Origin of the sequence: Microbacterium maritypicum MF109, assembly GCF_000455825.1 — a bacterium.
Taxonomy (GTDB): domain Bacteria; phylum Actinomycetota; class Actinomycetes; order Actinomycetales; family Microbacteriaceae; genus Microbacterium; species Microbacterium maritypicum_A.
This window is the reverse complement of sequence record NZ_ATAO01000188.1, coordinates 1-22940: the sequence shown is the minus strand read 5'-3', so window position 1 is coordinate 22940 and position 22940 is coordinate 1. Positions and strand designations below refer to the sequence as shown.

Here is a 22940-nt window from a genome sequence, read left to right as displayed (position 1 = left end):
CCAATCGATGGTCAGTCCACTGTGTCCGCTGAGAGCGGGGACCGTGTTGTGGTCGCGGCCGAAACCAGGGGGATGCTTTGGGAGGTGGGCACAGTCCCGAGCGCGGCGTCGGCAGGCGTCCCCGCGAAATGACAGGCAGCGCCCGCCGTGCCCGCGGGCAGCGGAGGCTCCGCGATGACGCAGATCTGACGGTCGGGTCGTGCGGCCGGGCCGATCGGACACCGCGGGTGGAAGCGGCATCCGCTGGGCGGCGCGTGCGGATCGGCCGGCTCGACATCGATCGGTGCGAGCGGATCGACCGCGAGCAGGTTCCCGTGCCGGGTGGGCGCCGCCTGCAGCAGATCCCGCGTGTACGGGTGCTGCGGGTCGGCGAGCACCTGCTCGGTGGGCCCGAACTCGACGATGCGCCCGAGGTACATCACCGCGATGTGGTCGCTCAGGTAGCGCACGACAGACAGATTGTGCGAGATGAACAGCATCGTGAGGTCGAGCTCGCCACGCAGCTCCCGCACGAGGTTGAGCACGGAGCCCTGCACCGACACGTCGAGTGCTGAGGTGATCTCGTCGGCGATCACGACCTCGGGCCGGGCGGCGAGCGCCCTGGCCAGGGCGATGCGCTGACGCTGTCCGCCCGAGAGCGCGGCCGGGAGCGACTGCGCGCGGTCGGCGTCGAGGCTCACGAGGTCGAGCAGACGGGCGACCTCGGTGCGCCGGGCGTTCGCACCGCGGATGTCACGCGGCAGCGCCTCGGCGATCGACTCGCCGATCGTCATGCGCGGATCGAGTGAGGAGAACGGATCCTGGAACACCATCTGGATCGGGCGACGACGACGGAAGGTCCGCACGTCCACGCCGTCGAGCGTGATGGTCCCCTCGCTGATCGGGGCCAGCCCGATCGCCGCGCGGGCCAGGGTCGACTTTCCGGATCCCGACTCGCCGACGAGTCCGACGACGGATCCGGATGGGACCACGAGCGAGACGTCGTCGACGGCGGTGAGGCCGGAACGATGCGTGCCGTAGCGCACGCTGACCTGATCGAAACGCAGCTCGCTCATCGCAGGACCGTCTCTTCCTCTTCTGCGGTCGTCTCGTCGGCGACCGTGGCGATCGCCACCGGGACCGGGGCCTCGCCGTCCACCGGGTGCCAGCACGCGACGCGGTGTCCATCGGCATCCGCCACCAGCTCGGGATCGCTCTCGCGGCAGAGATCGGTCGCGAGAGGACAGCGGGCGGCGAACGCGCAGCCGACCGGGAATGCCCCGGGAGCCGGGGGACGGCCGGGGATCATCTTGAGCGGCTCGCTGCGGTCGGCGTCGAGCTCGGGAACGACCTCGAGCAGGGCTCGCGTGTACGGGTGCCGGGCGTCGGTGTGCAGCGTGGCCGCAGGCAGGTCCTCGACGATGCGGCCGGCGTACATGACCAGCACGCGGTCGCAGGTCTGGGCGACCACGGCGATGTCGTGGCTGATCAGCAGGATGGCCGCATCGGTGTCGCGGCGCACGCCCGCCAACAGCTGGAGCACCTGCCGCTGCACGGTCACGTCGAGCGCCGTCGTCGGCTCATCCGCGATGATCAGACGCGGGTGGTTCATGAGTCCCATGGCGATCATGGCGCGCTGTCGCATGCCGCCGGAGAACTCGTGGGGGTACTGGTGGGCGCGTCGGGTGGCCGCGGGCACCCGGACCGACTGCAGGCGTTCGATCGCCCGATCCATGGCCTGCTTCCGGGTGATGTCCTGGTGCTCGGAGGCGGCTTCGGCGAGCTGCGATCCGATGCGCCTGGTCGGATTGAACGAGGTCATCGGGTCCTGGAACACCATCGAGAGCGAGGTGCCGAGCAGGCTCCGCACCGCGCGGTCCGATGTGGTCATCAACGGCGTGCCGCAGAAGTCGAGGCGGGCGGCGGCGACATGACCCGGGCGTTCGATGAGGCGGGCGGCCGCGAGCGCGGTGAGGCTCTTGCCCGAGCCGGATTCGCCGACGACACCGATCGCCTCACCGCGCGAGATCGTGAACGAGACGCCGCGCACCGGGGTGACCCAGCCGGCCGGCGTCGGGAAGGAGACGCGCAGGTCGTCGACGAGGAGCACCACTTCTTCACCGTCGACCTGCGCGGGCTGGGCGGCGCCGGGCGTGCTCGCGCCGGGGAGCGCGACGGCGGGGAGACGGTGCCGGCGCCTGGCGGATCGTCCGCCGAGGGCTGCGGCCGCGGTCTCGCCCAGGAGATTGAACGCGAGTCCCGCGATGACGACCGCCACGGCGGGGCCGAGGGCGGCCGCCGGGTTCAGGTAGATGCGGTTCAGGCCCTCGCCGAGCAGCCGGCCCCAGTCGTATTCGGGCACCTGCACGCCGAGGCCGAGGAACGACAGCCCGGCGAAGGCGAGCAGCGCCGAGCCGGCCGCCACTGTCGCGTTCACGATGAGCGGTTCGCCGATGTTCGGCAGGACGTGGCGGATCAGGATGCGGAAGCGCGAGACGCCGGCGACCTGGGCGGCGGAGATGAAGTCGCGGCCCGCGATCGCGGCCGACAGGGTCTGCGTGAGTCGGGCGAACTGCGGAGCCATCGCGAATCCGATCGCAAGCACGGCGCCCGTGGAGCCGACGCCGAAGATGACCGCGAAGAACAGGGCGAGCAGGAGGCCGGGAAAGGCGACCGCGATGTTGACGAACCCGACGATCGGGCGTCCGAGCCACCGGGGGAGCACCGACGGCGCCGTGCCGAGGAGGGTGCCGGCGACCACCCCGATGATCACGGCGATCACCGCGAGCACCACGGAGAGCCGGGTCGCGACCAGGACACGGGCGAGCACGTCGCGTCCGAGGGTGTCGGTGCCCAGCAGGTGCTCGGCGCTGGGGCCCTGGGTGATGGCGGCCGGATTCACCTGCTCGGCCTGCGCACCCCAGATGATCGGGGCGAAGATCGCGCCGAGGGTGACGAGGAGCATCAGGCTGAGAGCCGTGATCCCGAGGGGTGAACGGACGATGCCCGACCAGGCGGTGCGTGCCGACATCATGCCTCCTTGATGGTGGAGCGAGGATCGAGGAGCGCGAGGATCACGTCGATCACGAGGTTCACGACGAGCACCCCGACCCCGTAGACGAGCACGATGCCCTGCACGACGGAGTAATCCTTGCTGAGGATCGACTGCACGATCATGGTGCCAAGGCCCGGCCAGGCGAAGACGTTCTCCACCAGCACGGTGCCGGCGACCATGCCGGTCAGGAGCAGGCCGGTGAGAGTGAGGGTCGCGGTCATGGCGTTCGGCAGCGCGTGGCGCGAGTAGATGCGGTGCGGGGCCAGACGTTTCGCCCGTGCGGTGCGGATGAAGTCTTGACCGAGCACCGAGAGCACCTCGACCCGGATGATGCGGGAGAACACGGCGATCGGTCCGACCGCGAGCGCCACCACGGGCAGCACGAGCGAGAACGGCGCGGTGTTGCCCGCCACCGGGAACCAGCCCAGCGACACCGCGAACACGTAGACGAGACCGACGGCGAGCAGGAACTCGGGAATCGCGGCCAGGATGACCGATCCGGTCGCGAAGGCGAGTTCGAGGCCACGTCGCCGCCCGCCGCGGGTGGCGACGGCCATCGTCACCCCGAGGGGGACCGAGACCAGGAGCACGAGCACGACAGCGAGCACGGCGAGCTGCAGCGTGGCGGGGAGCCGGGTGGCGATGATCTCGGAGACCGGCTGACTGGTGATCATCGAGGAGCCCATGTCGCCCGTGAACAGGCCCCCGATGTAGCGGAAATACTGCACGATGAGCGGCTGGTCGAGGCCGAGCGCCGCGCGCCGGGCCTCGACCAGCTCGGCCGGGGCGTTCAGCCCGAGGGCAGCGCGCACCGGGTCGCCCGGCACGAGGTGGATCATGAGGAAGGCAGCCGTGACCAGCACCCACACCGAGAGCACGAACTGCCCTCCGCGCCGGACCAGGAAGGACACCCACGGGTTGTCCGACCGTGCGGATCTGATCAGTATCGCCTGCGTGGCGGTGGTGCTGGCCATCGGCTGTCTCCGGTCTTCGGTCTACTCGTACATGCGGATCGACGTGGGGTCGATGCCGTCGCCCTCGGTGAACGTCGATTTGGTCGCGAAGGTCGAGCGGTTGATGTTCGCGTACGGCACGACGCTGGTCGTCGCGTACAGGGCCTGTTCCGCGGCGCCCCAGTCGTCGCATCCTTCGCTGCCGGCCTTGGCGGATGCCGCGGTGACGGCGTCGGTGTACTCCGGGTTGTCGATGGAGGCGAAGTTGGTGCCGTTGGGCGATGTCGGACCGGAGTAGAACGGCACGAGCATGCTGGGCAGCGAGACCGTGAGCGGTGCGGCCGAGATGTCCCAGTCGCCGGTGGAGAACAGGGTCTCGCTCAGCGTCGGGGAGTCCACGGCGGCGACGGTGATGTCGACTCCGAGATCCTTCCACGCGGCCTGGGCGAGCTCCGCCGACGCGTTGCCGGCGTCGCCGAGCTGCGAGGAGTAGATCATGCGCAGCGTCAGCGTCTCGCCGTCCTTGGTGCGCACCCCGTCGCTGCCGGCCTTCCACCCGGCGCTGTCGAGGGCGGCGGCGGCGGCCTTCGCATCGAACTCCGGCATGAAGCCCGTGAGCACGTCGGCGCGGCAGGGGTTCGGCGACACGGTCACGAGACCCGTCGGAACGGTGCCGGCGCCGCTGCCGAGCACCTGGCGCATCTGGTCGAGGTCGAGGGCTTCGATCAGCGCTTCGCGCACGGCCTGATCAGCCGTGGGGCGTCCCTCCGCCTGATTGAAGATGAACTGCCCCGCCGGGGTCGGGATCTCGGTGTGGAACAGGCCCGCGTCCTTCAGGCGCTGGTTGTCGGGGCCGATCACGAGAGCGGCGTTGACCTCACCGGAGAGCAGCAGGTTGGTGGCGGTCGTCTCGTTCGGGACCACCCGGAACACCACCGCGTCGGGGAGACCCTTCTGCTTCGGGTCCCAGTCGTCGGGTCCCCAGGTGAAGTCGTCGCGGCGGGTCAGCGTGTACTGGCTGTTCGGCACGACCTCGGTCATGGTGAACATCCCGGTCGCGCCGGCGCCCTTCGCGAGCGCATCCGGGTCGTCGATCACCGAGCCGCAGACGATGGAGATGCTCCCGATGTTCTCGATCAGGAACGAGTCCGGTCGTCCGCTGGTGACCGTCACGGTGCCGGTGGCGTCGTCACCCACGGCACTGGTGCCCGGCTGCACCTGCAGCCCGACCAGAGGAGAGCCGTTGGCGGGGTCGCCGATGTGGGTGATGTTCGCCGCCACATCGGTCGCCGTCAGCGGGGTGCCGTCTTCACAGGTGATGCCGTCGCGCAGCGTGAAGGTCGCCGTGATCGTGTCCGCCTCCCAGGAGTCGGCGAGGCCTGAGGCGATGCTGCCGTCCTCCAGCACTTCCACGAGCCGTGCGTAGAGGAAACGGTCGATGGATCGCGCCACCGACATCACGGTGACGAACGGATCGAGACTGCCCGGATCGGTGGAGATCACCGAGGTGAAGGTCTTGCCGTCGGCGAGCACGCCGTCGGCGCCGTCGCCTCCGCTCTGTGGGGCGCCTGCGGCGCAGGATGTCAGGGCGAGCGCCGCAGCGCCGAGCAGCGCGATCAGCGGGGTACGAGAACGCATCAGAAGCCTCCAGCAGTGTTCGGGATGGTGCAGGTGGGTCGTGCAGGGGGAGTGCGGTGGTGCAGGGGGGAGTGCGGATCAGACGGTCTGTGTGCGCAGGGCCTCGACGGCGGCGAAGGCGGCACGGCCGATCGAGGCGTCGACGAGCGGCTGCCGGTCGGCGAGCGAGGCGGCCCGGGTGAACACGGCCACCGCGTACCGACGGCCGTCGGGATAGGTCACGACGCCGGCCTCGTTGCGCCAGGTGGGCAGCGTGCCGGTCTTCGCGGCGATGCGCACCTCGCCGGGGAATCCGGCGGTCAGCCGATGCGGCCAGATCTGCAGCGCCATGATGTCGCGCGCCTGACGGCAGGCCTCGGCCGGGGCTGCGGTGTCGGTCCACAGGGCGTTCAGCAGTGTGGTGACATCCCGCGGCGTGGAGTGCGAGGTCCGCAGCGGCTGCACGGCGTCGAGCGCGAGGATCTGCTCTGCGGTCGCGCCGGTGAACAGCTCGTCCAGGTGGCTGTCCGGGGTACCGCCGAGGTCGGCGATCACCGAGGCGAACAGGTCTTCGCAGCATCCGATGAGTCGGGTGTCCGCCAACCCCAGGTCGGCGATGACCCGGTCCACCGCCTCGGTTCCGAGGCGGTGGTAGATCACGTCGGTCGCCGCGTTGTCGCTCATCGACATCATGTTCAGCGCCAGGTCGCGCCAACTGGCCTCGACGTCGTCCGCGAAGCCGGCGGTGCCCACGCCGCCGATCCGGTAGCGCGCCGTCACGGTCGTGCGGGCCGTCGGGTCGAGCTCGCCCGCGGCGACCGCCCGCACGTAGGCGGTGAGCACCAGGATCTTGAAGACCGAGGCGAGCACCACCGGTTCGTCGGCGCCGACGGTCACCTCGGGACCGTCGGCCACGCCGATCTCCCGCGCGTGCAGGAAGCCCGTGGCTCCCGCGCCGGCGAAGATCTCGGCGATCTGCGCGGACGTCTCGGATGCCGGGGTCGTCGTGATGGTCACGCGTCCACCCGGCGATCGGCGCGTCCGGTGTGCAGGTACAGCGCGCGGCCGCTGCCGTCGTCGCCGACGAACGCATGCGGCATGTGCATGCCGTTCTGCGGTTCGCGCGGGAGCAGGGTGTCGCCGGCCCAGCCGACGAGCTCCACCGGTTCGGGAGCCGGACCCAGCTCGGCGAAGATGCCCTTCATGGTGCGCTCCAGCCAGATGCGACCCTGGTCGTCGACACGCACCGTCGAGTCGGAGACCGACGACGAGTAGGTGCCCAGCACCCGTTCGAGGTCGATCGGCACCGGTGACTCCGGAACCGAGGGGAGCGTGGGTACGGTGACCCCGGCGAGAGCCGCCAGCACCTTCGATGTGATCGCGTGATAGGCGTCGACCGTGCGCCCGCCGTTCGTGAGCACGGCCACCGCGACCCCCGCGCCAGGGACCATCCGCAGGAACGCGTTCTGTCCGATCGTGCCGCCGTCGTGCCCGATCACGGGTCCGCCGTCCCAGTCGAAGATCTCCCAGCCGAGGCCCCAGGCATCGCCCATCAGGCCGAGCTCCGGCAGATCGACCTGCCGCTCCTGCATCGCTCGCACGCTCTGCTCCGAGAGCACCCGCGTGCCGTCGGCGGAGACCCCGCCGTCGAGGTGCATGCGGGCGTAGGTCACGAGGTCGCGTGCCGTCATGGCGAGCATCGATCCGGCCGGGGCGTTCGAGCGCACCAGGCTCCACACCGGCGCGGGGACCGGCTCATCGCCGCTCTCGGCGGGGATGTGCCCGAGCGCTGCACGGAACATGATCGCCTCGGCGGCCGTCGTGGCCACGTGCGTGAGGCCCAGCGGGGCGGCGAGGTGCGTGCGCAGTGCCTGGTCGTACGACGTGCCGCGCAGCACCTCGACGATGCGGCCGAGCACCACGAATGCGGCGTTGTTGTACGAGAAGCGCTCGCCGGGGGCGAAGAGCTGCGGAGCGTCGGCGATCGTCGCGAGATACTTCTCGACCGCGTCATCGCCGACACCCGTGTCGTTGAAGAGGTCGCCCTCGAACCCGCTCACGTGGCTCAGCAGCTGGCGGGGGGTGATCGCGCTCGCCGCCGCGTCATCGCCGATCGCGAACGCGGGCACGGTGTCGCGCACCGGGGCATCGAGGTCGAGCAGACCCTCGTCGACGAGCTGCATGATGAGCGTCGCGGTCCACGTCTTCGTGATCGAGCCGATCTGGAAGACCGAGTCCTCGTCGGCTTCGACGCCGGTGTTGCGGTTGAGGATCCCGGAAGCGGTGGTGAAGATCTCGCCACCGGCCAGGATCGCGACGGATGCCGCGGGGATGTGCGCGTCGGCCAGCATCGTGGGAAGGTTCTCCCGCACCCAGCTGCCGATTTCGTTCAGGTCGGACACGTGCGCTCCTCTTCGTCGAGTGGGGCCGTCGTCTTCGGGCGACGGCGATGGGGCCGAGACTATTCGCGTGCTCCATCGCCTCGTTGGTGCCCGGCGACGAGACTTCTCCAGACCTTGGTGCGCCCGGACGAAGGATCGGCGGTCAGCGGCGTCGCACGGCGCGCATGCCCACGTGGAGCAGCTCGGGACCACCCTCAGCCGCGTCGAGCACGCGCCCTACGGGCTGATCGGCGTCGGTGATGAGGGCGCCGTCGGCGCGCACGCGTAGCCGCAGCGGCGGGCGGGCCGGGATACCGAGGGCGGCGATGTCCTCACGCAGCACCATCGCGAACTCGAGCGCATCGCCGACACGGGTGACGTCGTAGCGCCACTGCCCGGCGTCGTAGGTGCCGACCATCTCCTCGAGCAGCTCCACCGCGTGCAGCTCCGCCGTCTCGGGGGGCTTCTCGATGCCGCGAAGCCGTGCGAAGCACCAGTCGACGAGCTGCGCCCCGAGTGCCTTGCCGCTGCCGCTGTTGGTCAGCACGGTGACGGCCAGGTCTTCCTCCGGAGCCATCACGAACTCGCTCAGCTGCGTGTCGGAGATGTTCCCCCCATGCATCACGACGCGAGCCGAACCGTGTCGGCTGAGCAGCCAGGGCAGACCGATCGCGTCGATGGGCGGACCGGCGGCGAGGTGGGGCTGCTGCATCAGGAGCCGGGTCGCGTCGCCCACGGGTGGCGTGCCCTCGGACTCGCCGCGCATCTGGAAACGGGCGTAGGCGAGCTGATCGCGCACCGACGACACGATGCCGCCCTCGGCCGCGATGTCGCGAGTCAGGGGCCAGTGCGGGAAGGTCGCCATCGCTCCGTTCTCGCCGGGGACGTGCCCCACCGCATGGGGGCGAGCGATCACGTCCCACGGGAAGAAGAACGTCTCCGTCATGCCCAGCGGATCGAGGACGACGCGCTGCACCGCCTGCTCGAACGTCTCACCCGTGATCGTCTCGATCACGCGACCCAGCAGCCGGATGCCGGCGTTGCTGTACGAGGCGATGGTACCGGGCGCGAAGAACTGCGGAAGATCGGAGAAGGTGGCCACGTTGCGGGCGAGGGCGTCGTCATCCCACCCTGGCCGATCATCCGCGTCACCCAGGAACCCTCCGGAATGCGTGAGGAGGTGCCGGATGCGCAGCGCCGCGAGGGCCTCCCCGTCGGCGAGACGAAGGTCGGGGAGCACGTCGACCACGCGTGTGTCCAGGTCGAGCGCGCCGTTCTCGACCAGGTGCATCGCGACGGTTCCCGTGAAGGTCTTCGAGGTCGAGCCGACCTGGAACAGGGTGCTCTCCGTCACCGCGGCGCCGGTGTCGACCGCGGCGACGCCGGTCGTCGCGATGAGCTCCCGATCCCCGTCGATCACACCGACCACCGCGCCGGGTACGCCCAGGTCTGCGGCGGTGGCGTCCAAGAACTCCTGCAGGTCGTCGTTCACGCGGCATCCCCTCGTACGGCGCGGCCCGGCAGGGCTGCGGTCACGATCTCTCCTTCGTGCACGACGCGAGTGCCGTGGACGTAGAGCTCCCGGACGCCCCGCGACGGTCGGATCGGGTCGGCGTAGCTCGCCCTGTCGGTCAACGTCGTCGGGTCGATCACCACGATGTCGGCATCCGCCCCGACCGCCACATGTCCCTTGCCCCGCATGCCGGACGAGACCTCGTCCAGGACCCGCGCGGGGAGGAACGAGCAGCGGCGGAAGGCTTCGAGCCAGCTCCACGTGCCGCTCTCGAGAACCATGAGCCGCAACGACTTCGCGAAGGTGCCCGCGGTGCGCGGATGAGTGTGGCCGCCGGCGGGAAGCGGCCAGTCGCGCTGTTCGTAGACGGTGCGTCCGCCGCTCGCGTTCCACGAGATCGGCATCGCATCGCTCGCCACGATCGAATCCGGGTAGGCCAGGGCACGGTGCAGGTGTGCGCGGTCGAACGGGTCGCCCTCGTCGAGGAACGTGACGATGCAGGTGGCACCGGGGTCCGTCGCGCGTACCTCGCGCAGGCGGGCCTCATCGGCGATGCGCTCGCCGGTGTCGACGAGCACGAGAGACCGTGGAGTGATGCCGAGGCCTGGGAGCTTCTCCGGCGCCAGGAAGAAGGCGCCGATCGCCGTGCTGCCGGCCCCGTAGGGGTATGCCTCGACGGTGACGCGGGATCCGGCGGCGCGGCTGCGGTCGAGCAGGCCCAGCACGCGGTCGACGTGGCGCAGCGAGGTGCTGTTCACATGGCAGTGGTGCATCGCGGCCCCGGTCTCGGCAGCGGCGCGCACGAGCTCTTCCGAGCCGTCGATCGGCGTGCGGGGGTCGGCTTCGATCAGCTCCCGCACGTGCGTGAAGGTCGGGGCGTGCGCTGCGGCGGCCAGACGTGCGAGGTCGAGATATTCGTCGGGATCGGACCGTGGTGCGTATCCCATGAGAACGCCGATGCCGAGAGCCCCCGCTCCCAGCTCGTCTTCGAGCAGACCGAGCCAGCGGCGGCGTTCCGCGGGGGAGGAGGAGCGCTGCCACTCGGGCGTGCCGAGCAGATCCATCGACGCGGTGAAGTCGGCGACGGGCACCCGGTCGAGGTGCGCGTATGCCCGTGCCTGCGACCAGGAGGCCGAGAACCCGTAGTTCAGGGGGCGCCCGTCGGCCGCGGCGCGCGCGAGGGCCTCGGCGATCGGCATGAGCCCTGCTTCGAGGTCGAGGGCGGTGGTGACACCGTCCATCGCCTGCAGCCGGTGCCCCGCGATCGAGTGCACGTGGCTGTGCAGGTCGACGAAACCCGGCCCGATGATGAGGCCGGCGGCATCGACGACCTCGCCATCGGGTGGCGCCATGAGCCCGTCGCCGACCGCCGCCACCCGCCCGCCCGCGATCAGCAGATCGGTGATCCGGTCGGTCTCCGTCTTCGGGTCGATCACGCGCCCGCCGCGCAGCAGAGTGTCCACGTCGTCACCATGCCATGCGGGCCGGAGCGGATCCGGTGCCGCCCGACGAAACCGGGGGGTCGTTCCGGTGCCCGGGCACAAGCCGTTCGGCGACGGTCCCGCCGTCGAGAGGTGCACGCGCCGGCGTCGACCGACATAATGTAGTGGGGATGTGACCGTGCACACGCAAGGAGGCAAGTGATGTCCACCGCCTCCGAGCGCGCCCGCCTGCCGAGCATTCGCGACGTCGCCCGCCTCGCCGGTGTCTCGCATCAGACCGTGTCCCGCGTGCTCAACGATCATCCGAGCATCCGGCCCGAGACGAAGGCCAAGGTGCTCGACGCCATCTCGGTCCTCGACTACCGGCCGAACCTCGCCGCGCGCGCCCTGGTCACCAGCAAGTCGAACATGCTGGGCATCCTGTCGGCCACGATCGGGGAGTTCGGACCCACCTCGTCCATCGCCGGCATCGAGGATGCGGCGCGGGAGGAGGGCTATTCGGTCTCGACCCTGAACCTCGCCGACACGACGCCGGAGGCCATCGGCCATGCGGTGCGGCAGCTGTCGCGTGAGCAGGCCGACGGCATCGTGGTGCTCGCCCCGCAGGTGCGGGTGTTCCATGTGCTGCGCGGCATGTCGGTCGACATGCCGTTCGTGACCCTGCAGACGGCTTCGGGTTCCGATGGCGTGAGCCTGTCCGCCGATCAGGTCGCGGGTGCCAAAGCGGCGACCGAGCACCTGATCTCGCTCGGTCACAGCGACATCCTGCACCTGGCCGGTCCCCAGGACTGGATCGAGGCGGAGTCGCGCATGCGCGGCTATCTCGACGGTCTGCGCGAGGCCGATCTGCCGACGTTCCCGCCGATCCGCGGCGACTGGACGGCCGACTTCGGTTACTTCGCCGGCAAGGAGCTGTCGCTCCGGCGTGACTTCACTGCGGTGTTCGCCGCGAACGATCTGATGGCGATCGGGCTGATGCACGGTTTCCGTGATTCCGGTGTGCGGGTGCCGCACGATGTGAGCGTCATCGGCTTCGACGACATCCCGGTCGCGGCGCACGTTGCTCCCACGCTCAGCACCGTGCACCAGGACTTCCCCGAGCTCGGTCGTCGAGCAGTGCGCATCCTGCTCGCGCAGATCCGGGGGGAGCAGCCGCCGACGTTCGGGCCGCTGCAGACGATCCTGCGCGCGCGCGAGTCCGCCGCGATCCGCTGACGCGTTCCGTGCAGCGCTGGCGCGCCGCTCGAATTCATCGAATCCTTTCGATCCGTGCCGTCGCGTGGTGGATCGAGATGGCGCCGGCAGCAACAGTGTCACGGTCCGGATTCGAATTGCCGGTGCCGACTTGACACCGGTCCCACGGAAGACGACGATATACCGATGTGAACGGTCACATCGAAGGTGACCGCACGTCGCGAGGAAGATCCGTGAGCACCACAGCAACGTTGCCTACCGTGTCAGGCCCCATCCTGGAGATGCGCAGCATCACCAAGGAGTTCCCGGGGGTCAAGGCGTTGGCCGACGTCTCCATCACCGTCCGCGCCGGCGAGATCCACGCGATCTGCGGGGAGAACGGCGCCGGGAAGTCGACCCTGATGAAGGTTCTGTCCGGGGTCTACCCCTACGGAACCTACGACGGCGAGATCCTGCTCTACGGTGAGGAGCAGCGGTTCAGGGACATCGCGGCCAGCGAGCAGGCGGGTATCGCGATCATCCACCAGGAGCTCGCGCTCATCCCCGAACTCTCGGTCACCGAGAACATCTTCCTCGGTAACGAGATCCAGCGCGGCGGACGCATCGACTGGACGGCTCAGAAGGAGCGGGCCATCGAGCTCCTCGCCCGCGTCGGGCTGAGCGAAGACCCCGACGTGCCGATCAAGACCCTCGGCGTCGGCAAGCAGCAGCTCATCGAGATCGCCAAGGCGCTGAACAAGGACGTCAAGCTGCTCATCCTCGACGAGCCGACCGCTGCCCTCAACGAGAACGACTCGCAGCACCTGCTCGACCTGATCCTGGGGCTGAAGGCCAAGGGCATCGCGTCGATCATGATCAGCCACAAGCTCAACGAGATCGAGCAGATCGCCGACGAGATCACGATCATCCGAGACGGCCGCACGGTCGAGACGCTCGACATCTCACGCGGGGAGATCAACGAGGATCGCATCATCCGCGGCATGGTCGGTCGTTCGCTCGAGAGCCGCTACCCGGATCGCACCCCCGAGATCGGCGAGGTGTTCTTCGAGGTCAAGGACTGGTGGGTGCAGCACCCGACCGTGCCGGAGCGCATGGTCGTGAAGGGCTCGAACATCAACGTGCGCCGCGGCGAGGTCGTCGGCATCGCCGGTCTCATGGGTGCGGGGCGCACCGAGTTCGCGATGAGCATCTTCGGGCGCTCCTACGGCACCTTCCTCTCCGGCACCCTGATCAAGGACGGCCAGGAGGTCGCCCTGCACGACGTCGCCTCGGCGATCAAGCACGGGCTCGCGTACGTCAGCGAGGACCGCAAGGTGCTCGGACTCAACCTGCTCGACACGATCAAGCGGTCCATCGTCGCGGCGAAGCTCTCGAAGATCGCGCACAACGGCGTCGTCGACTCCCGTGAGGAGTTCTCGGTGGCTGAGCGCTATCGCAAGGCGCTGCGCATCAAGACGCCCTCCGTCGAAGAGGGTGTCGGCAAGCTGTCCGGTGGGAACCAGCAGAAGGTCGTGCTGGCGAAGTGGATGTTCACCGACCCCGACCTGCTCATCCTCGACGAGCCCACGCGTGGCATCGACGTCGGTGCGAAGTACGAGATCTACGCGATCATCAACGAACTCGCGGCTCAGGGCAAGGGCGTCATCGTCATCTCCAGCGAGCTCCCCGAACTCCTCGGCATCTCCGACCGCATCTACACCGTCTTCGAAGGTCGGGTCACCGACTGCATCCCGGCCGACCAGGCGACACCTGAGGACCTCATGCGCAGCATGACCTCCGCGACCCAGAAAGCATCCGCATGACCACCGACACCACCGCAACGAAGCGCGGCTTCCACTTCAAGGACATCACGAAGATGTTCGGGGGAGGGCAGTCGACCCTCCGTCAGTTCGGCATCCTCGGCAGCCTGGTCGTGATCCTGGTCGTCTTCCAGGTGCTGACGTGGATCTTCAAGGGCACCGGACTGACGCTGTCCTCCGGCAACCTGATCAACGTCGTCAACCAGTACTCGTACATCCTGATCCTGGCCATCGGCATGGTGATGGTCATCATCATGGGTCACATCGACCTCTCCGTCGGATCCGTCGCCGCGTTCACGGGCATCGTCGTGGCCAAGGCCATGCAGGACTGGAACCTCCCCTGGCCGTTGGGCATCCTCCTCGGTCTCGGTGTCGGCGTGCTGGTCGGTGCCTGGCAGGGATTCTGGGTCGCCTACGTCGGGGTGCCGGCGTTCATCGTGACGCTGGCCGGCATGCTGTTCTTCCGAGGGGCGAACCAGGCGGTGGGCGACTCGCTGTCGATTCCGGTGCCGCAGGGCTTCAAGGTCATCGGCGCGGGATACCTTCCCGAGCTGTCGTTCATCCCGGTGCCCTTCAACGTCTTCACGATGCTCCTCGCTCTCGCCGGCGTCGCGTGGATCGTGTTCTGGGAGATCCGCACCCGTCGCATCCAGCACAAGATGGGCGCCGACATGGCGCCGCTCTGGGTGAGCGTCACCAAGGTCGTGCTCATCTCGGTCGTGATCCTCGTCGCCGGTTGGCTGTTCGCCACCGGGCGCGAGGGCACCAGCTTCCCGATCTCGGGCATCATCCTGCTGGCCCTGGTCATCCTCTACTCGTTCATCACGAACAACACCGTCTTCGGTCGCCACATCTACGCGGTCGGCGGCAACCGGCAGGCCGCGCGACTGTCGGGTGTGAAGGACCGCTGGGTCGACTTCTTCGTGATGATGAACATGTCCGTGCTCGCCTCGTTGGCCGGCATGATCTACGTCGCCAGGGCGACGGCCTCCGGCCCGCAGGACGGCAACGGCTGGGAGCTGGATGCCATCGCCGCCGTCTTCATCGGTGGCGCAGCCGTCTCCGGTGGAATCGGAACCGTGATCGGGTCGATCATCGGTGGTCTCGTGATGGCGTTCCTCAACAACGGCCTCGCCCTCCTGGGCGCCGGAGCCGACGTGGTCTCCATGATCAAGGGCCTCGTGCTCCTGTTCGCCGTCGGGGTCGACGTCTGGAACAAGCAGCAGGGCCGCCCGTCGATCATCGGATTCCTCACGCGTCGCTTCGGCCGCAAGCAGGACCCGGCGACCGACACGTTCGATCCGACCAAGACGAACTACCCCACGAGCCAGAAGTACGAAGCCCCCGCCGTCGAAGAGACGCGCGGATAGTAGGGGCCCAGGCGCGTACCGCACGCGCACCTGGACCTTCACACACCAGAGAAAGAGATCACATGAAGAAGATTCTTCTGTCGGCGACAGCGCTTGTCGTCGCGGGCGCCTTCGCCCTCACCGGCTGCTCCTCGGAGCGCGGCGGTGACACCGGTTCCGGATCGGGGGACGAGGCCAAGGGCTTCGCCGCCGATGCCACAATCGGCGTCGCCCTTCCGGACAAGACCTCGGAGAACTGGGTCCTCGCCGGTCAGCTGTTCACGGACGGCCTGGAGAAGGCCGGGTTCAAGGCTGACGTGCAGTACGCGCCGGCCAGCAACACGGTCGCCGAGCAGCAGAACCAGATCCAGGCGATGGTCACCGGTGGCGCCAAGGTCATCATCATCGGTGCGAAGGACGGCAAGCAGCTCGCCACCCAGGTCGAGGCCGCCCGTGACGCCGGCGTCACCGTCATCGCCTACGACCGTCTGATCGAGAACACCGAAGCCGTCGACTACTACGTCGCGTTCGACAACTTCAAGGTCGGTCAGCTGCAGGGTCAGGCTCTGCTCGACGGGCTCGCCGAGCGCGCGGGTCATGAAGCTCCGTACAACATCGAGCTGTTCTCGGGCTCGCCCGATGACGCGAACTCGGCCGTGTTCTTCAACGGTGCGATGGACGTGCTCCAGCCGAAGATCGACGACGGCACGCTGAAGGTCGTGTCCGGTCAGACCGAGATCGCCCAGACGGCGACCGAGGGCTGGAAGGCGGAGAACGCACAGCGCCGCATGGACTCGATCCTGACGTCGACGTACAGCTCCGAGACGCTGGACGGCGTCCTGTCCCCGAACGACACCCTCGCTCGCGCCATCATCACCTCGGTGCAGGGTGCGGGCAAGCCGGTCCCGGTGGTCACGGGTCAGGACTCCGAGGTCGAGTCGGTCAAGTCGATCATGGAGGGTGTGCAGTACTCCACGATCAACAAGGACACCACGCTCCTCGTCGAGCAGTCGATCAAGATGGTCGGCCAGCTGCAGAAGGGTGAGAAGGTCGACGTCAACGACACCGAGCAGTACGACAACGGCGTGAAGGTCGTTCCGGCCTACCTGCTCGACCCGATCATCGTCACGAAGGAGAACGCGGCAGAGGCCTACGCCAACGTCCCGAGCCTCCTCGAGATCGTGAAGTCGTACCAGTAAGACGCACCCTCTTCACGACGCTCACCGTCGTGGAACGGCGAGCCGTCCTGACCTTCGGGTCGGGGCGGCTCGCTCGCGTTCGGCACCGGCGTGGTCCGTCCGCCGCCTTCCTCAGCCGCGGAGGGCGCGGGTGGCCTGGCCCGTGCGCTGCAGAGCATCGACGGTCTCGGTGTATCGACGCTTCGCGACGCCGATGAACAGGCAGTCCACGAGCGTGAGCTGGGCGATGCGGCTCACCATGGCACCGGCGCGGAAGGTCGATTCGCGCACCTCGGTGAAGAGCGGGTGATCGGCCGCACGCGCGAGGGCAGAATCCTTGGCCGACGTCACCGCGATCGTGGCGGCACCGCTGGCGCGTGCGGTCTCCAGGAAGCGCACCGTCTCGAGCGTGGACCCCGAATGGGAGAAGCCGATCGCGACGGTCAGAGCGGTGGGCAGCACCGAGACGGCCACGGCTTCGTGCGGGTCTGCCGGCATGTGCGCGTTCCGACCGACGCGCAGGAGTTTGTGGGTGAGGTCTTCGGCCACGAACCGACTGGCGCCGAGCCCGTAGAGGAGGATGCGGTCGGCGCGGTCGAGCGCATCGACCGCGGCTTCGAGCACGGCGAAGTCGAGACGGGCGACGGTCTCCTCGATCGCCAGCAGTTCGAGAGCCGCGACCTTCGACACCGCCTCCTGCAGGGTGTCGTCGTCGGAGATCTCCGACCCGTAGGCTCCGCGTGCCGAGAACTGCGCCGCCTCCTTGCCGAGCTCGGCGGCCAGGGCCATGCGCAGCGGCGCGTAGCCGCTGAAGCCGATGGCGCGGCAGAAGCGCACGACCGACGCGACCGAGGTCTCGCATTCCGCGGCCAGCTCGTTGATCGTGTTGTCGATCACGACCGAGGGGTTCTCCCGGACGACCAGCGCGATGCGGGCGAGCGACGGCGTGAGGGTGGAGGCCGCGGCTTCGATCGTCGACTGGATGCTCATCGGTCCTCCATCGTGCGGTGCCGCCGGTGCGGTGAAAATTCTTTTTGCAGAGTCTACTTCGCATGTAGTCTCTTTTCATAGCCTTTTTCCGCCGATCCGAGGAGAGCCGATGAGCGTGCAGAAGAGCGCCTCCGTCGATCTCGGCAAGTCGCGGTGTCGTGTCCTGGTCTCCGACGCCGAGGGCCGGATCGAACGTGACGGTGTCGGCGCTCCCGGCCTGGCCGCAGCAGGCGGGGTGGCCAGCGCGTTCGACGCCATCCTCCCGCTCCTGGCGGGGGAGCGACTCGACCGGATCGGCGTCGGTGCCGCGGGAGCCTGGATGGCACCGGATGCGGCGCAGGGGCTGTCCTCTCGGCTCGCCGCCGAGACCGGTGCCGCAGTCGCTGTCGCCTCCGACGTGGTCACCGCCCACGCAGGTGCGCTCGACGGGGCCGGGGGAGTGCTCCTCATCGCGGGCACCGGAGCGGCGGCGCTCGGCATCGACGCCGACGACGCACGGCTCATCGACGGCTGGGGGCCGGAACTCGGCGACTTCGGCAGCGGTTCGTGGCTCGGGCGCGAAGCGCTGCGTGCGGTGCTGCGCGCCGACGACGGGTTGGCGCCGGGCACAGTGCTCACCGAGGCCATCGCCGAGCCCGTCGGCGCGGTCACCGACATCCAGTCCTGGCTCGCGGGCGGCGGTCCGCTCCCTCGGCGCCTCGCGACGCTCGCCCCGCTCGTCCTCGACGCCGCGCAGTCGGGCGACGTCGTCGCCGGCGCGATCGTCACCGAGGGGATCCGACTGCTCACGGCGACGGCGTCCGCCGCGTCCGCGCTCACGGCCGACGTCGTGCTCCATGGCGGACTCACCGCGCATTCGTGGTTCCGCGAGTGCCTCACCTCCTCCCTGCAGGCTGCCGGGCGTCGGGTCGTCCCCGCGCGCGGTGACGCCCTCGACGGTGCGCTGCTGCTCGCACGCCGCACCGACCTCCCCCACGAAAGGTTCGTCCACCGTGCCGAATGACGATTCCCGTCTCGCCGCCCTCCTCTCCGTGCTCGACCGCCTCGACACCGAGGCCTCGACGACCGAGCGCGGCGACCTCGACCTGCTCGGCACTGCTGAGCTCGTCCGGCGCATGAATGCCGAGGACCGGCGGGTGCCCGAGGCCGTCGCCGAGCACGCCGAGGAGATCGCGACCGCCGTCGACGGCATCACCGCGCGGTTCCGGCGCGGGGGGCGCCTCATCTACATCGGCGCCGGCACGGCAGGCCGTATCGGCGTGCTCGATGCGAGCGAGTGCCCGCCGACCTTCGGCACCGATCCCTCGATGGTGGTCGGTCTGATCGCCGGCGGAGAGACCGCGATCCGCTCGGCCGTGGAGAACGCCGAAGACGACGACACCGCCGCGGAGGCTTCGCTGCGGAGGCTCGCACTCTCGGAGAGCGACACGGTGGTCGGCATCTCGGCATCCGGCCGCACCCCCTATGTCGTGGGAGGGCTGACCTACGCGCGCAGCGTCGGCGCCTTCACGGTCGCGATCGCCTCGAACGCCGACTCCGAGATCGGTGCGGCCGCCGAGATCGCGATCGAGGTCGTCACCGGTCCCGAGTTCATCTCCGGATCCACTCGGCTCAAGTCGGGCACCGCGCAGAAGCTCGTCGTCAACATGCTCACCACGCTGTCGATGATCAACCTCGGCAAGACATATCGAGGGGTGATGGTCGACCTGCTGGCCACGAACGAGAAGCTCCACGCCCGCTCCATTCGCACGGTGTCGCAGCTCGCCGGCGTCGACACCGATCAGGCGGCTGGGGCGCTGCAGGCGGCGGACGGCTCGGTCAAGCTCGCACTCCTCATGCTCGCCGCCGACGCGACGCCCGAGGATGCGGCATCCGCCCTCGACGAGGCCGACGGCATCCTTCGCGACGCGATCGCGGCACTCGCCTGATCTTCATACGCACCTGATCTCGGCACGCACCTGCGTCTCGGGCGCTGGGCGCGGTGCTGATTCCGGACGCCGGACGTGGTCCTGGGGTGCTCCTGCGTCAATAGGATTCGGGTGTGGATGATCTCGTTCCGGCGGCGCCCTGGTTGCTCGTCGGTGCGGCCGTCGTCGCGGCGGTGGCCTCGCTGATCGCGGGGCGCGCCGTGCCGTGGCAGGGTCGACAGGCCGTGCTGGTCATGGCGGCCGCGATGCTCGTGGCCGCGCTCGCCGGAGATGCCCCGATGGTCGGTCTGGGGCTCGGGGCCGTGCTTCTGCTCTCCGCCATGCTCGGCACGGTGGGGGTGCGCGGAACCTCGGCTGCCGGCGAGTGCTTCCGCCGTGCGCTCATCGCCCTGCTCCTCGCCGTCTGCTCGTTCGAGAGTGCGGTGACAGGCGAGGCTCCAGAGGCCGGTGCGGGGGCGCACGGAGGTCACGGAGGTCTCTCGGGGCTGCTGTCGGTCGTGATCGTCGCCGGAGTGATCGGCGTGGTGCTGTGGACCGTCGTGGCGGACTGGTTCGTCGAGCCCGTCCATCACGGGCGCACCGCGCGAATGGTCGCGACCGAATCGTGGGCGCTGGCCGCCGGGGTCGCCCTGATGTGCCTGGCGACGTGAGGGGAGTTCCGGGTTCCGATAGCGTGGCGACATGCCTCTCGCTCTGATCACCGGTGCCGCCCGTGCCGACAGCATCGCCGCCGGCATCGTCCCTCGACTGCGCGCCGCCGGATGGACCGTCGTCACCAGCGACCTGCACGATGCCGACCACCCGGCCGACCTCTCGACGCACGAGGGACCGGAGGCGCTGATCGCCGAGGTCACCGCCGCGCACGGACCGATCACCGCCCTCATCCTGAGCCATGCGCACGACGTGGAGTCGGGCATCCTCGACACGACCGCCGAGAGCTTCGACCTGCACGTCGCCGTGAACGCGCGGGCGACTCTGCTGCTGATCGCCGCGTTCGCGCGGCAGATCGGCGACGATGGGGGAGTGATCCTCGCGCTCACCAGCGACCACGTCACCGGCAACCTCCCGTACGGCGCATCCAAGGGTGCCCTCGACCGCCTCGTGATCTCTGCGGCGCGCGAGCTCGGTCCGCGCGGGATCTCGGCGAACGTGCTGAACCCCGGCCCCATCGACACCGGCTGGATGGACGACGAGACGCGCACGGGTCTGGCCGGGATGACGCCCCTCGGGCGCCTCGGGCAGCCGGCGGACGTGGCTGCGGTGGTGGAGTTCCTCGTGTCGGACGAGGGGCGCTGGATCTCCGGGCAACTGCTGAAGTCCGACGGCGCGTTCTCGGCGCAGTACTGAGGGGTACCGGGCGCTCGATCAGTCGCGGGCGCTGGCGATCGTCAGTGCCCGCCGCCGAACTCGATCATCCCGACCCCGACGGCGATGAGTGCGACGCCGACGGCCATCATCGCCGAGAAGTGGTCCTTGAAGATGACCCGTCCCAGCACGGCGGTCAACGCGACGCCGGCGGCGGCCCAGATTCCGTAGGCGACGCCCACCGGCATCCCCAGCGCCAGGATCGTGCCGAGCAGCGTGAACGCCGCGACGTAGCCGACGACGATCACGGGGATCCAACGGCGACGGCGCAGACCCTCGGATGCGCGCAGGCTCAACGTCGCGGTGACCTCGCTGACGATCGCGAGGGAGAGGAGCAGCCAGGTCATGGGGTGATCTCCGTCGTCTCGCGCGTGTGAGAACCGAGTTCGACGAGCAGCACGCCGACCACGATCACGCCGACGCCGATGATCTGCACCGGCCCCAGCAGTTCGCCGAACAGCACGGTGCCGAGCACAGCGGTCAGCACGACTCCGATCGCCGACCAGATGCCGTACGCGACCCCGACGGCCATGCCGCGATCGAGCACCACCGACAGCAGCCACAGTGAGCCGGAGTAGCCCAGAACCACGACGATCAGCCAGAGCGGATGCGTGAATCCCTCGGCCGCACGCAGCGAGAGGGTCGCGGTGACCTCCAGCCCGATCGCGAGCAGCAGGGGCGGCCATGCCGAACGGCGAGGACGATCTGTCATCGGGGGCCTTTCGTGGAGGGTCCGAGGGGGAGAACGCGAGGGCGGCGTGCAGGATTCCCGGCGCGTGTGGAATCGATGGCGGTCGAGAGCGGGACGGGAGCGAGCTGTCGACGTCGGACAGGAGAGGGATTATGCGCCGCTGATATGCCGGCATTGCTTCGAATATAGCTTCGAATGTCGGTGGTGGTCGCGGTAAAATCGAGTATGTCGAATTTGACCGCGTTGCATGAGGCGATGTCTCGCTTGGATGAGGTGTGGGCGGGTGTGGGGGATTCGGGGGAGTTGTCGCGGGAGCAGTTGGTCGTGGTGAGTGCGTCGATCGGGGTGTTGCGGCGTCGGTTGGATGCGGTGCATGTGTCGGTGGCGGCGTGTATTGCTCGGGAGTCGCGTGCGGAGTTGGGTGCGGGGAGTCTGGCGAAGCAGCAGGGTTTCCGTAGTCCGGCGACGTTGATCGCGGCCGCGACGGGGGTGTCGACGGGTGAGGCGTCGCGTCTTGTCAGGGTGGGTGAGGCGACGGCGCCGCGGAGTGATCTTCTGGGGGCGCGTCTGCCGGCGAGGTATCCGTTGGTGAGTGCGGCGTTGGATGCGGGGGTGCTGGGGGCTCCGGCGGCGGCGGTGATCATCGCGGCGCTGGATCGGTGCCGGGTTGTGGCGGGGGTGGAGCGCGTCGCTGAGGGGGAGCGGCTGCTGGTGGAGAAGGCGGCAGGGCTCGCGCTCGATGGTGTGCGCACGCTCGTGGTGCGGGTGGAGGCGTGGCTTGACCCGGATGGGGTGGAGCCGCGTGAGGAAGAGCGCCGTGGCAGGCGGGCGTTGTCGCTGTTCGAGCGGGACGGGATGGTGCATCTGAACGCGGTTCTCGATGTGGAGACCGCGGCGCCGGTGGTGACGGCGATCCGGGGGTTCGTGACGGCGGTGTTCGCGGCGCGGAAGGGCGCGCCCGATGCGGGCGCTCCTGATGGGGATCGGCGGACGGTGCCGATGATTCAGGCGGATGCTCTTTCGGTGTTCTGCGCGCATGTGCTCGGGTGTGAGCGGCGGGTTCCGGTGGCGGGTGCGACGGTGATCGTGCGGGTGGGTCTGGATGATCTGGAGGCCGGGACCGGGTCGGCGACCGTGGATGGTGTGGATCAGCCGGTCAGTGTCGGGGCGGCGCGGCGGATGGCGGCCGGGGGCGGCGTGATCCCGTGTGTTCTCGGTGGGGACAGTGAGGTGCTCGATTGGGGGCGGGAGAAACGGTTGTTCACCCGGGCGCAACGGCTGGCGTTGGTGGAGCGTGACGGGGGATGCGCGATGTGCGGATTGCCGCCGGAGATGACGAGGGCGCATCACATCCGCTGGTGGACACGCGATCGCGGGCCGACCGATCTCTCCAACGGGGTGCTGCTGTGTGAGACCTGTCACCATCGCATCCACGACAACGGGTGGGAGATACGCATCGACGCTCCCGGAACCGGAACCAGAACCGGGAGTGGGACCGGGACCGGA

The 22940-nt window shown here is 69.2% G+C and carries 20 protein-coding genes; 9 read left to right on the top strand and 11 right to left on the bottom strand.

Going from position 1 to position 22940, the window contains the following annotated elements:
- Positions 1-11: 11 nt before the first annotated feature.
- The 8 genes from L687_RS32000 to L687_RS31970 form a co-directional block, all read right to left on the bottom strand.
- Complete coding sequence (locus tag L687_RS32000) at positions 12-1055, bottom strand: ABC transporter ATP-binding protein (RefSeq protein ID WP_021199891.1); 1044 nt, start codon at positions 1053-1055, stop codon at positions 12-14.
- Positions 1052-3010 (bottom strand): dipeptide/oligopeptide/nickel ABC transporter permease/ATP-binding protein, encoded by a 1959-nt coding sequence (locus L687_RS31995; RefSeq protein WP_021199890.1) that lies wholly within the window; start codon positions 3008-3010, stop codon positions 1052-1054. Before L687_RS31995 ends, L687_RS32000 begins: the two co-directional genes overlap by 4 nt.
- The gene (locus L687_RS31990) at positions 3010-4008 is read right to left on the bottom strand and encodes an ABC transporter permease (RefSeq protein ID WP_021199889.1); all 999 of its coding nucleotides are present in this window, start codon (positions 4006-4008) and stop codon (positions 3010-3012) included. Before L687_RS31990 ends, L687_RS31995 begins: the two co-directional genes overlap by 1 nt.
- Positions 4009-4029: 21 nt before the next feature.
- Positions 4030-5625, bottom strand: a complete 1596-nt coding sequence (locus L687_RS31985) for an ABC transporter substrate-binding protein (RefSeq protein WP_021199888.1) — start codon at positions 5623-5625, stop codon at positions 4030-4032.
- Positions 5626-5703: 78 nt separating this feature from the next.
- On the bottom strand, positions 5704-6621 hold the full coding sequence (locus L687_RS31980; protein ID WP_021199887.1) for a serine hydrolase: 918 nt from the start codon (positions 6619-6621) through the stop codon (positions 5704-5706).
- Positions 6618-8006, bottom strand: a complete 1389-nt coding sequence (locus tag L687_RS31975; RefSeq protein ID WP_021199886.1) for a serine hydrolase domain-containing protein — start codon at positions 8004-8006, stop codon at positions 6618-6620. Before L687_RS31975 ends, L687_RS31980 begins: the two co-directional genes overlap by 4 nt.
- Positions 8007-8148: 142 nt before the next feature.
- The gene (locus tag L687_RS0121620; protein ID WP_021199885.1) at positions 8149-9477 is read right to left on the bottom strand and encodes a serine hydrolase domain-containing protein; all 1329 of its coding nucleotides are present in this window, start codon (positions 9475-9477) and stop codon (positions 8149-8151) included.
- Positions 9474-10961 (bottom strand): amidohydrolase family protein, encoded by a 1488-nt coding sequence (locus L687_RS31970; protein ID WP_021199884.1) that lies wholly within the window; start codon positions 10959-10961, stop codon positions 9474-9476. The genes L687_RS0121620 and L687_RS31970 overlap by 4 nt, the downstream gene beginning before the upstream one ends.
- Positions 10962-11141: 180 nt before the next feature.
- On the opposite strand from L687_RS31970, the gene L687_RS31965 reads away from it, so the two are divergent.
- From L687_RS31965 to L687_RS31950, 4 genes are all read left to right on the top strand, one after another.
- Positions 11142-12155, top strand: a complete 1014-nt coding sequence (locus tag L687_RS31965; RefSeq protein WP_021199883.1) for a LacI family DNA-binding transcriptional regulator — start codon at positions 11142-11144, stop codon at positions 12153-12155.
- A gap of 167 nt (positions 12156-12322) precedes the next feature.
- Positions 12323-13936: a multiple monosaccharide ABC transporter ATP-binding protein gene (gene mmsA / locus L687_RS31960; RefSeq protein ID WP_416338464.1), complete on the top strand. Its 1614-nt coding sequence runs from the start codon at positions 12323-12325 to the stop codon at positions 13934-13936.
- On the top strand, positions 13933-15303 hold the full coding sequence (gene mmsB / locus L687_RS31955) for a multiple monosaccharide ABC transporter permease (RefSeq protein WP_021199881.1): 1371 nt from the start codon (positions 13933-13935) through the stop codon (positions 15301-15303). The genes mmsA and mmsB overlap by 4 nt, the downstream gene beginning before the upstream one ends.
- Before the next feature lie 62 nt (positions 15304-15365).
- Positions 15366-16481: a substrate-binding domain-containing protein gene (locus tag L687_RS31950; RefSeq protein ID WP_021199880.1), complete on the top strand. Its 1116-nt coding sequence runs from the start codon at positions 15366-15368 to the stop codon at positions 16479-16481.
- A gap of 111 nt (positions 16482-16592) precedes the next feature.
- Here the strand turns inward: L687_RS31950 and L687_RS31945 are convergent, their stop codons facing one another.
- Positions 16593-17450 (bottom strand): MurR/RpiR family transcriptional regulator, encoded by an 858-nt coding sequence (locus L687_RS31945; RefSeq protein WP_021199879.1) that lies wholly within the window; start codon positions 17448-17450, stop codon positions 16593-16595.
- 109 nt (positions 17451-17559) lie between these two features.
- On the opposite strand from L687_RS31945, the gene L687_RS31940 reads away from it, so the two are divergent.
- The 4 genes from L687_RS31940 to L687_RS31925 all read left to right on the top strand — a co-directional run bounded on the left by L687_RS31940 (position 17560) and on the right by L687_RS31925 (position 20725).
- The gene (locus L687_RS31940; RefSeq protein ID WP_021199878.1) at positions 17560-18453 is read left to right on the top strand and encodes an N-acetylglucosamine kinase; all 894 of its coding nucleotides are present in this window, start codon (positions 17560-17562) and stop codon (positions 18451-18453) included.
- Complete coding sequence (gene murQ / locus L687_RS31935) at positions 18443-19378, top strand: N-acetylmuramic acid 6-phosphate etherase (protein ID WP_021199877.1); 936 nt, start codon at positions 18443-18445, stop codon at positions 19376-19378. The genes L687_RS31940 and murQ overlap by 11 nt, the downstream gene beginning before the upstream one ends.
- A 113-nt stretch (positions 19379-19491) precedes the next feature.
- Positions 19492-20028 (top strand): hypothetical protein, encoded by a 537-nt coding sequence (locus L687_RS31930; RefSeq protein ID WP_021199876.1) that lies wholly within the window; start codon positions 19492-19494, stop codon positions 20026-20028.
- 31 nt (positions 20029-20059) lie between these two features.
- Complete coding sequence (locus L687_RS31925) at positions 20060-20725, top strand: SDR family oxidoreductase (protein ID WP_021199875.1); 666 nt, start codon at positions 20060-20062, stop codon at positions 20723-20725.
- A 41-nt stretch (positions 20726-20766) separates the two neighbouring features.
- Here the strand turns inward: L687_RS31925 and L687_RS31920 are convergent, their stop codons facing one another.
- Positions 20767-21090, bottom strand: coding sequence for a DMT family transporter (locus L687_RS31920; protein ID WP_021199874.1), 324 nt, complete (start codon positions 21088-21090; stop codon positions 20767-20769).
- Positions 21087-21455: a DMT family transporter gene (locus L687_RS31915; protein WP_021199873.1), complete on the bottom strand. Its 369-nt coding sequence runs from the start codon at positions 21453-21455 to the stop codon at positions 21087-21089. Before L687_RS31915 ends, L687_RS31920 begins: the two co-directional genes overlap by 4 nt.
- A gap of 204 nt (positions 21456-21659) precedes the next feature.
- Between L687_RS31915 and L687_RS31910 the strand changes: the two genes are divergently transcribed.
- The coding region (locus L687_RS31910) for an HNH endonuclease signature motif containing protein (RefSeq protein WP_021199872.1) at positions 21660-22940 on the top strand (1281 nt) is incomplete at its 3' end.

Coding starts and splice junctions, on each gene's coding strand:
- L687_RS31915 (WP_021199873.1), bottom strand. CDS start 21,455: ATGACAGATCGTCCTCGCCGTTCGGCATGGCCGCCCCTGCTGCTCGCG.
- L687_RS31985 (WP_021199888.1), bottom strand. CDS start 5,625: ATGCGTTCTCGTACCCCGCTGATCGCGCTGCTCGGCGCTGCGGCGCTC.
- L687_RS31950 (WP_021199880.1), top strand. CDS start 15,366: ATGAAGAAGATTCTTCTGTCGGCGACAGCGCTTGTCGTCGCGGGCGCC.
- L687_RS31925 (WP_021199875.1), top strand. CDS start 20,060: ATGCCTCTCGCTCTGATCACCGGTGCCGCCCGTGCCGACAGCATCGCC.
- mmsB (WP_021199881.1), top strand. CDS start 13,933: ATGACCACCGACACCACCGCAACGAAGCGCGGCTTCCACTTCAAGGAC.
- L687_RS31965 (WP_021199883.1), top strand. CDS start 11,142: ATGTCCACCGCCTCCGAGCGCGCCCGCCTGCCGAGCATTCGCGACGTC.
- L687_RS31990 (WP_021199889.1), bottom strand. CDS start 4,008: ATGGCCAGCACCACCGCCACGCAGGCGATACTGATCAGATCCGCACGG.
- L687_RS32000 (WP_021199891.1), bottom strand. CDS start 1,055: ATGAGCGAGCTGCGTTTCGATCAGGTCAGCGTGCGCTACGGCACGCAT.
- L687_RS31945 (WP_021199879.1), bottom strand. CDS start 17,450: ATGAGCATCCAGTCGACGATCGAAGCCGCGGCCTCCACCCTCACGCCG.
- L687_RS31995 (WP_021199890.1), bottom strand. CDS start 3,010: ATGTCGGCACGCACCGCCTGGTCGGGCATCGTCCGTTCACCCCTCGGG.
- L687_RS31940 (WP_021199878.1), top strand. CDS start 17,560: ATGAGCGTGCAGAAGAGCGCCTCCGTCGATCTCGGCAAGTCGCGGTGT.
- L687_RS31920 (WP_021199874.1), bottom strand. CDS start 21,090: ATGACCTGGCTGCTCCTCTCCCTCGCGATCGTCAGCGAGGTCACCGCG.